This is a genomic window from Streptomyces sp. NPDC058469, from assembly GCF_042721125.1.
GTDB lineage: Bacteria > Actinomycetota > Actinomycetes > Streptomycetales > Streptomycetaceae > Streptomyces.
In genome coordinates this window covers 1-8,920 of the sequence record NZ_JBHXME010000263.1, presented here as the reverse complement: position 1 = coordinate 8,920, position 8,920 = coordinate 1, and the positions used below count along the sequence as shown (strand labels likewise).

The 8,920-nt window shown below is 69.8% G+C and carries 8 protein-coding genes and 1 pseudogene; all 9 read right to left on the bottom strand.

What is annotated here, in order from left to right:
* Window positions 1-254 precede the first annotated feature (254 nt).
* On the bottom strand, window positions 255-440 hold the full coding sequence (locus ACFWP5_RS50395) for a hypothetical protein (RefSeq protein WP_384173498.1): 186 nt from the start codon (window positions 438-440) through the stop codon (window positions 255-257).
* A 51-nt stretch (window positions 441-491) separates the two neighbouring features.
* Window positions 492-1,073 carry an ATP/GTP-binding protein gene (locus ACFWP5_RS50390; RefSeq protein ID WP_100572095.1) on the bottom strand — a complete coding sequence of 194 codons (582 nt, stop codon included), beginning with the start codon at window positions 1,071-1,073 and terminating at the stop codon, window positions 492-494.
* Entirely contained in the window at window positions 1,054-1,626 is a 573-nt protein-coding gene (locus ACFWP5_RS50385) for a DUF742 domain-containing protein (protein ID WP_384173495.1), read from the bottom strand. Before ACFWP5_RS50385 ends, ACFWP5_RS50390 begins: the two co-directional genes overlap by 20 nt.
* Before the next feature lie 94 nt (window positions 1,627-1,720).
* Window positions 1,721-2,134, bottom strand: a complete 414-nt coding sequence (locus tag ACFWP5_RS50380; RefSeq protein WP_019058640.1) for a roadblock/LC7 domain-containing protein — start codon at window positions 2,132-2,134, stop codon at window positions 1,721-1,723.
* 10 nt (window positions 2,135-2,144) lie between these two features.
* Window positions 2,145-5,429 carry a nitrate- and nitrite sensing domain-containing protein gene (locus ACFWP5_RS50375; protein WP_384173492.1) on the bottom strand — a complete coding sequence of 1,095 codons (3,285 nt, stop codon included), beginning with the start codon at window positions 5,427-5,429 and terminating at the stop codon, window positions 2,145-2,147.
* Window positions 5,430-5,831: 402 nt separating this feature from the next.
* Window positions 5,832-6,407, bottom strand: coding sequence for an ATP/GTP-binding protein (locus ACFWP5_RS50370; RefSeq protein WP_006375318.1), 576 nt, complete (start codon window positions 6,405-6,407; stop codon window positions 5,832-5,834).
* Window positions 6,388-6,786, bottom strand: a complete 399-nt coding sequence (locus tag ACFWP5_RS50365) for a DUF742 domain-containing protein (RefSeq protein ID WP_019058642.1) — start codon at window positions 6,784-6,786, stop codon at window positions 6,388-6,390. Before ACFWP5_RS50365 ends, ACFWP5_RS50370 begins: the two co-directional genes overlap by 20 nt.
* A 111-nt stretch (window positions 6,787-6,897) precedes the next feature.
* On the bottom strand, window positions 6,898-7,311 hold the full coding sequence (locus ACFWP5_RS50360; RefSeq protein ID WP_005479910.1) for a roadblock/LC7 domain-containing protein: 414 nt from the start codon (window positions 7,309-7,311) through the stop codon (window positions 6,898-6,900).
* 9 nt (window positions 7,312-7,320) lie between these two features.
* Window positions 7,321-8,920: pseudogene (locus tag ACFWP5_RS50355) on the bottom strand (hypothetical protein); the annotation flags it as partial.

Below are 8,920 nucleotides of genomic sequence, written 5' to 3'. Positions count from 1 at the left end.
CAGCTGGCACTGAGCCTTCAGCTCGTTCACGCCCCCACTCTCCTGCGGGAGGGTGGGGCCGTTGCCGTTCGCGGGCTAGCCGACGGTGAGGTCCTTGACCGGAAGGTCGAGGGGCGGTGATGGGGTCGCCGTCAGGAGTCCGGCAGGACGTGATGAACAGCGAGTCGAGGGAACTGAGGTCGCGGTAGGCGCGGGAGTCCCCAGGCACGACGCAGCGCTCCAGCGTGAGCGCCCTCAGTTCGGCCGGAAGGCGTTCACGTCCTGTCAGCCACTCCGGCAAGTGCATGCCGCGCACGGTCCTTGAGGCTGTTGAGCAGGGACTGTTCGTAGCGCGGCAACTCGTCGACGCCGCAGGGGAGTTCGTCGCCCAGTTCCCGGACGGCCTCGTGCCACTGCCGTACGAACGCGGCCAGGTCCGGTGGCGTCATCGGGTACGACAAAGGGGCCAACTCCAGCCGGAGTTGGCCCCTTCGAGGACTTCGGGGGTCGGACTACCGCAGGCGGGCCATGAGCGCGTGCTCGACCAGCGTGATCAGCGCCGACTTGGCGTCCGCGCGGTGGCGGGCATCGGTCGTGATGATCGGCGCGTCCGGGCCGATCTGCAGGGCCTCGCGGACCTCGTCCGGGTTGTACGGCTGCTGGCCGTCGAAGCCGTTGAGGGCGATGACGAAGGGGAGACCCGAGTTCTCGAAGTAGTCGACCGCGGGGAAGCAGTCGGCGAGACGGCGGGTGTCCACGAGCACGATCGCGCCGATCGCGCCGCGCACCAGGTCGTCCCACATGAACCAGAAGCGGTCCTGACCCGGCGTACCGAAGAGGTACAGGATCAGGTCCTGGTCCAGGGTGATGCGTCCGAAGTCCATGGCGACCGTCGTGGTCGTCTTGTCTCCGGTGTGGGTGAGGTCGTCGATGCCCGCGCTCGCGGACGTCATCACAGCCTCGGTACGCAGCGGGTTGATCTCCGAGACGGCCCCGACGAACGTGGTCTTGCCCACGCCGAAGCCACCCGCCACCACGATCTTCGCCGAGGTGGTGGAGCGGGAAGGCCCTCCGCTAGAGCTTGCGAAGTCCACTGAGCACCCTTTCGAGCAGTGTCACATCTGGCTGGCCGCCGGCGTTCTCGTCGCCGCCGGGTTGATGAATGGCGACCAGGCCCGCCTCCGCCAAGTCGGCGACGAGGATCCTGGCCACACCGAGAGGGATCGTCAGGAGGGCCGAGATCTCGGCCACCGACTTGATCTCCCGGCAGAGGTTGCAGATCCGCTGATGCTCGGGCAACTGGCCCTGCATCTGGTGCGGCTGCGCGGTGGTGTGCACCAGCGCCTCGATGGCGAGCTGGTAGCGGGGGCGGGTCCGGCCGCCGGTCATGGCGTACGGACGCACCAGGGGATTGCTCGTCGACCCCGCGGGGGCCGGCTCGGGGGAGCGTCGATGGGGCTGCACAGGCTGGATGCGCGGCGCCGGCGGCTGGTCGTACGGCGACGGGCCGGGGCCCTGCGGGTACTGAGGGCGGCGCGGGGACGGCGAGGAGGGGAAGTTGTACCGGTTCTGGGAACCGTCGCCCTGCCCCTGGCCGGGGCCGTACGACCAGTTGCCCGAAGACGAACCGCCTGGGGGTGTTGCCACTTTCTCCTCCTCCGACTGTGCCGGGCACCCATCAATGTGGAGCCGCGTCCCGAAACCTTATGGCCTCAGGACGCCAAAACGCACCGTCCGTCTGTTAGTTGAGAAGGCTCCCCTGGAGCTCCGCTCGAAGGTCAGGGGTCAGGACCGTGCCCGCACGGTCCACCAGAAGGGCCATCTCGTACCCAATGAGGCCGATGTCCGCCTCGGGGTGCGCGAGAACCGCGAGCGAGGAACCATCGGATACGGACATGAGGAAGAGGAATCCCCGCTCCATCTCCACAACCGTCTGGTTCACGGCACCGCCCTCGAAGATGCGGGAGGCCCCCGCGGTCAGCGAGGTCAGACCCGACGCGACGGCCGCCAACTGGTCGGCACGGTCACGCGGGAAACCGTCGGACATCGCCAGCAGGAGTCCGTCGGCGGAGACCACCACCGTGTGGGACACCCCAGGGGTGTTGTCCACGAAGTTGGTGATCAACCAGTTCAGGTTCTGCGCCGCCTGGCTCATCGGGCTCACACTAACGCTCCTGGTTGTAGGTGCTGTCGGAGCCGAAGCCCCGACCGTTCGTTTCACTGCCTTCGCTGCGTCCCCGCTGGACCCCGCGGCGCAGGTTGCTGAGCCTGCCCCGGATGTCCTCGGGAGCGCGGGAGACCTGGGGGCCGCCCTGGGGGGTGCTCTCGGCGGTGCCCTCGACCAGATTGGCCTTGGGTACCCGCCGCGGCAGGCCGGAGGAGGTGACCCCGCCCGCCTTCGGCTTCTTCAGCGCCGAGGCCTGCTGCCAGCGCTCGTCGTTCGCCGAGCGCCAGTCCACAGCGCCGGTGCCGCCGTTCGCGGTGCCGAAGACATCGACCTTGCTCTCCGGCGCCGCTGAGGCCGACGGTCCCGGCTGCGAACCGTTGGTGCCGTTCGCGGCCGAACCGCGGCGCGGCAGTCCGGCGTCGGTCAGCGCGTGGACGGCGGAGGGAGCCGGTCCCGGACGCTCGAAGCCTACGTGGTCCCGCTCACTCACGTCAGCGGCCTGCGTGGACTCCGCTTCCGGAGCGTACTGGTCCGGGTACCCGTTGCGGTAACCGCCCTGCTGCGGCCAGTCGTCCTGGTAGGACGGCTCTTCGAAGCCCGAGAACGTCTCCGAGGCGGCAGGGTGCTGCGACGCGTGCTCTTCCCGCACCGGCTCCGCGTACCCGGGCTCCGGGTAGCCGCCGTTCGACGGGAAGGAGTCGGGGAAGCCGTCGGTCTGCGGTGCCCCGCCGTTCGGCGCGAAGTACTGCTCGTCGTACGAGGGCTGCCGCGGTTCGTCGTACGACGTCTGCTGCTGCTCCTCGTACGCCGGCTGGCCGGTGAAGCCGGTCGGCTGGTCCTGGTAGCCCTGCTGCCCGTTGCCGTACGGCTGCTGCTGCGGGGTGTCGAACTCGGAGAACTCCGGGTACTCGCCGGGTTCGAGCTCCTGGCCCGGCTTCTGGGACTCCAGGGCCGCGCGGCGCTCCTCGCGCATCAGCGAGCGGCCCACCGGGTCCAGCTCGCGGATGTCGTCCGGCACCTCGGAGTAGCGGGTGTCGTCGAAGCCGAGCTCGGCGGCCGTGCGCAGCGGGGCGTGGTTGAAGTCCTCGCCCTGGAACTGCTGCTGCGGCTGCTCCGGCATGATCTGCGAGACGGTGAACTCGTCGCGCTGGAGCTGCGACTCACCACCGCCACCGTGCGTGATCGCGTCCGGCAGCATGACCAGCGAGGTCGTGCCGGCCTGCTCGCCCGAGGGGCGGAGCTGGACGCGGATGCCGTGCCGGTCGGACAGCCGGCCGACCACGAACAGGCCCATGCGCTGGGAGATCGCGACGTCCACGGTCGGCGGGTTGGCCAGCTTGTGGTTGATGTCCGCGAAGTCCTCGGCGGTGAGGCCGATGCCCTTGTCGTGGATCTCGATCATGACCCGGCCGTCGGGGAGACGGGTGGCCGTCACGCGAACCTTGGTCTGCGGGGAGGAGAACGTCGTCGCGTTCTCCAGCAGCTCGGCGAGCAGGTGCACGAGGTCGGTCACGGCACGGCCGTGGATCTCGGCCTCCGGGACACCGGAGAGTTCGACGCGCTCGTACTGCTCCACCTCGGAGGAGGCGGCGCGCAGCACGTCGACCAGCGGGACCGGCTGGTCCCAGCGGCGGCCGGGCTCCTCGCCGGCGAGGACCAGGAGGTTCTCGCCGTTGCGGCGCATACGGGTCGCGAGGTGGTCCAGACGGAAGAGGCTCTCCAGCTGGTCCGGGTCGGCCTCGTTGTTCTCCAGGTCGGTGATCAGGGTCAGCTGGCCCTCGATCAGCGACTGGTTGCGGCGCGAGAGGTTGGTGAAGATCGCGTTGATGTTGCCCCGCAGCAGGGCCTGCTCGGCGGCCAGTCGTACGGCCTCGCGGTGGACCTGGTCGAAGGCGCGGGCGACTTCGCCGATCTCGTCGGTCGTGGTGATCGGGATCGGGGAGATCCGGGTGTCCACGCGTCCGGGGTCGGTGCGCGAGAGCTGGTCGACCAGCATCGGCAGGCGCTGCTCGGCGATGCCGAAGGCGGCGTTGCGCAGCTGGCGCATCGCGCGGCTCATCTGCCGGGCGACGGCACCGGCCAGGATGAAGGCGAGGAGCAGGGCGACGACGACGGCGGCACCGGTGATGATGGCGTCGCGCTTGGCGTTGTCGGCGATGCCCGACGCCTCGCTCACCGCGGTGTCGGCCTTGTCCTCCTCGATCTTGCGGTACGCGTTGTACTTGAGGGTCGTGCCCGCCCACCAGTTCTGCGCGGTGATGCCCTTCTCGGCGAGCGCGGCGCGCGCCGAGGCGTCGGTGGTCTGCAGCTGCGACATCCCCGTGATCATGTCGATCGGGTTGGCCGGCGGCGGCACGTACGTCTGGTTGGCGGCCTTCGCCTGCGCGGCGGCCTGCTTGACCATGGCCGTGCCGTCGGTCTTGACCTTCGCCATGGCCGTGTTCAGCTTCGTGATGTCAGCGTCGGTACCACCGGCCTGGTACTCCTGCAGGGCGATGCCCTCCAGGTAGGCGTACGAGGTGATGGCGGTGCGCTGGGTGGCGAGGCTGCCCTGGCCGGGGCCCGGCTTGACCAGCAGGTGCATGCCGATGGAACGCTCCAGGGAGAGCGCGCCCTTGGCGAGTGCGATGGCGTAGACCGAGCGGCCGTAGCTGGTGATGTTGCCGGTGCCCAGGCCTAGTTCGTTCGAGAACTCCAGGAGCGGGTGCTCCAGGTTGACGTAGGCCTCTTCGGTCTGGACGCCCGTGAACTTGGTGGTGTACGCGGCGGCCCGGATGGACGTCAGCTGCGGCTCCACCTTGCGGAAGCGGCTGAGCCGGCGATCCAGGCCCGACTGGTCCGGCATGTTCTGCGCGGCCTTGTCGAAGGTGTCCGCGGCGTCGTCCGTGGCCTTGCGGGCGGCGACGACCGTCGGGTCCTTCACGCCCTTGCCCAGCAGCAGCGGTGCGGCGGTGGAGTCACGCTCGTTGGTGATCGCGTTGCTGTAGGTCAGGGCCGCCTGCACCAGGCGGGCGGTCTTCTGCGCGTCCTCGGCGTTCTGCCAGGTGTCGATCGAGCTCTTCACCTGGAAGCCGCCCATGACGAGGCCGACCGCCACGGGTATGAGCAGGATCGCGTTCAGCCTGGTCGGCACCCGCCAGTTGCGGGGGGAGAAACGGCCGCCACTCGGAGCGGGTGGCGCCGTGGGCTCCGAGCCTGGCACAGGGGCGGGCGCCGCTCCGCGCGGCGGCGGGGTGAAGTTGCCCCGGGCCGACGGCTCGGGACCGTTCTTGCTTCGCCTCACTCGACCAACAACCTTCCGGCGGTCGGCACCTATCGTCGTGCCGCAGTGTCTCAAGCCCGTCAACGACCTCTGCTTATCAGTACGTCGTTGACTATTGGGCAGTTCACGCATTCCAGCACGTCAGCATGCGCGATTCCAAACAGTCGGAACCGCGGATTCCGAGTGATGTAAGCCCCAGATAAAACGGTCATAAAGAGCGAGCCCCGTCAAAAGACGAGGCTTTGCTAGCGCAGTGGCACCGGATGACCGCGACGCGTTGCGGTACCACCCGATTCCTCTGCCGAAACGTTATGAACACCGGGGCCGACCGTGTCAAAGGCCACAGCCGGCTCCGGGGTGTCTACGACAACTGCCGTATGGCGCTGCCAACTTGAGAACTGCATATGCGAGGCCCGCCGATAGCTACCGCAGCCGGGCCATGAGTGCGTGCTCGACCAGCGTGATCAGCGCACTCTTCGCGTCCGAGCGGTGCCGGGCGTCCGTCGTGATGATCGGCGCGTCCGGACCGATCTGCAGGGCCTCGCGGACTTCCTCCGGGTTGTACGGCTGGTGTCCGTCGAAGCCGTTGAGGGCGATGACGAACGGCAGTCCGCTGTTCTCGAAGTAGTCGACCGCGGGGAAGCAGTCGGCCAGTCGGCGGGTGTCGACCAGGACCACGGCGCCGATCGCGCCGCGCACCAGGTCGTCCCACATGAACCAGAAGCGGTCCTGACCCGGCGTACCGAAGAGGTACAGGATCAGGTCCTGGTCCAGGGTGATGCGTCCGAAGTCCATGGCCACCGTGGTGGTGGTCTTGTCCCCGGTGTGGGTGAGGTCGTCGATGCCCGCGGACGCGGACGTCATGACGGCCTCCGTGCGCAGCGGGTTGATCTCCGAGACGGCACCCACGAACGTGGTCTTGCCGACGCCGAAGCCACCCGCCACCACGATCTTCGCGGAGGTGGTCGCCCGCCCTCCGTCAGAGCTTGCGAAGTCCACTGAGCACCCTTTCGAGCAGCGTCACGTCCGGTGCGCCGCCGTTGTTCTCGTCGCCGCCCGGCTGGTGGATGGCCACCAGTCCGGCCTCGGCGAGGTCCGCGACGAGGATCCTGGCCACACCGAGGGGCATGGCGAGGAGTGCCGACACCTCCGCGACCGACTTGACCTCGCGGCAGAGGTGGCAGATGCGCTGGTGCTCAGGGAGCAGCCCCATCAGCGCTGCCGGGTCGGCCGTGGTGCTGATCAGAGCCTCTATGGCGAGCTGGTAGCGCGGCCGGGTCCGGCCGCCGGTCATCGCATACGGACGTACCAGCGGCTGGTCGCCCTCGTCCCCGTACGGCTCGGCGTACGGATCATGAGAGGCGGTGGGCGGGGTCATGAATCCTCCGGGCGGGACAGCAAGTCGGTCGGGCTAGCCGTCTGACAGGGCCGGTGGGGGGATTGTGGCGGCCGGACGGTGATTTGGTGAGACGGGTGGTGCCGGGGCCGGTCAGTGAAGCAAACTGCCCTGGAGTTCGGCGCGCAGGTCCGGTGTGAGGACCGCCCCTGCACGGTCGACGAGCAGTGCCATCTCGTAGCCGACAAGGCCGATGTCGCACTCCGGGTGCGCGAGCACGGCCAGGGACGAGCCGTCAGAGACGGACATGAGGAAGAGGAATCCCCGCTCCATCTCCACGACCGTCTGTGCCACGTCGCCGCCCTCGAAGATCCGGGATGCCCCGGCCGTCAGCGAGGTGAGCCCGGAGGCCACGGCCGCGAGCTGGTCGGCGCGGTCGCGAGGGAACCCTTCCGACATGGCCAGAAGGAGTCCGTCGGCAGACACGACGACGGTGTGGGACACACCCGGGGTGTTGTCCACGAAGTTGGTTATCAACCAGTTGAGGTTCTGTGCCGCCTGGCTCATCTGGCTCAACTAACGCTCCTGCTGGTGAGTGGGGCTGGGGAAGCTGCCGGTCTGGCCGGTACCCGTACCGGCCTGTCGACCCTGTGCGATGCCCCTACGGAGATTGGTCAGCCGGCCGCGTACGTCATCAGGCGCACGGGAGACCTGCGGACCCGTTTGGTGCTGTTGCTGCTGAGCCGTGCCCGGGACGAGGTTCGCCCTGGGCACCCGGCGCGGCAGGCCGGAGGTGGTGACGCCGCCCGCGGCCGGTTGCCTTACACGCTCTGCCTGCCGAACGAGGTCGTCGTTCGGCGAGCTGCGCCAGGTACCGCCCGTGGGACGTTGAGGGGGTGTCGCCGGAGCCTGCGGTGCCTGCGGCTGCGGGGCGGGAGTAGAACCGTTGCTCTGGCTCTGCTGTTCCGCCTGCTGGCCGTGGAACCAGTTGGTCTCCAGCGTGTCGTACAGCGGCGTCCTGCCGTCACCGGGACCCGTGGCAGGCGGCAACGCCTCGGGCTCCTGGCGGGTGGGACGCTGCGGGGCGGGCGGCCGCTGGGCGCCGAGGTCGGCGCCGTTGCGGTTCCCGTTGACCTGCGGCCGCTCGAACTGCCCGGTGTTCGCGGGGTTCTGACGGTTCGGCAGATTGTGCTGACCGGTGGAGCCGTTGTCAAAGCCGGGTGTCGCGAACTGGCCCGTGGAGCTCGGGTCGTACGCCTGCGGGACGGCGAACTGTCCCGTGTTGGCCGGGTTGGACGGGTTGTTGGCCTGGCCCGGCGGACCCCCTGCCGGGGCGCCGAAGACGTCCGAGCGGACGAACTGGCCGCCGTTCTGCGGGGTGTTGGCGCCGGGACGCGGGGCGTCGAAGTCCGGCCGCGGGAACTGACCCGTGCCTGAGTCCTGGGAGCCGTTCGCGCCCTGTCGGGGGAACTGCCCGGGGTTCTGCGACCCGTTGGCGCCGGGACGCGGGAACTGGCCCGTGTTCTGCTGCCCGTTGGTACCCGGGCGCGGGGACTGGCCGCTGTCCTGTGCGTCGAGGCGCGGTACCGCCGGCATCTCCGCCGTGGCCGCGGGGCCCTGGCGGTCGTCGATGCGCGGCATCCGGGAGGTCTGCTCCGCGTCCCGCTCGTCGTGACCGCGCGGGGCGTCGAGGTTGCCGCGGCCCAGCGGGGGCTGCGCGTTTTCGTCGCTCCAGCTGGGGCGCTGGTTGTTGCCGCCGGGCAGCTCGGCCCGCGCACCACCGCGCGGCGGGAGCTGCGGCTGACGGCCGCGCCGCCGGCCACCGCCGCGGGGCGGCTCGGGCTCGTCGTTGCTCGTGCGCTGCGGCGGCACCGGGTTGCTCTGCGGCGGGGGTCCGCCGAAGGCGTCCTGGCGACCGTCACCGAAGCCCTGCGGCGTGCCCGCACCGGCAGCCTGCATACCCTGCGGGGCGCCCGGAGCCTGGCCGAAGAGACCGGCACCGGAACCCGCGGCCGGACGGCCCTGCGGCGCCGAGGGACCCTGAGGTCCACGCGCACCGCCCGGACCACCGGGACCGCCGGGTCCACCCGGACGTCCACCGCCCGCACCGGGCAGCGCGTGACCGGTGACCTTGACCTTGGTCTGCGGCGAGGAGAAGGAGGTCGCGTTCTCCAGC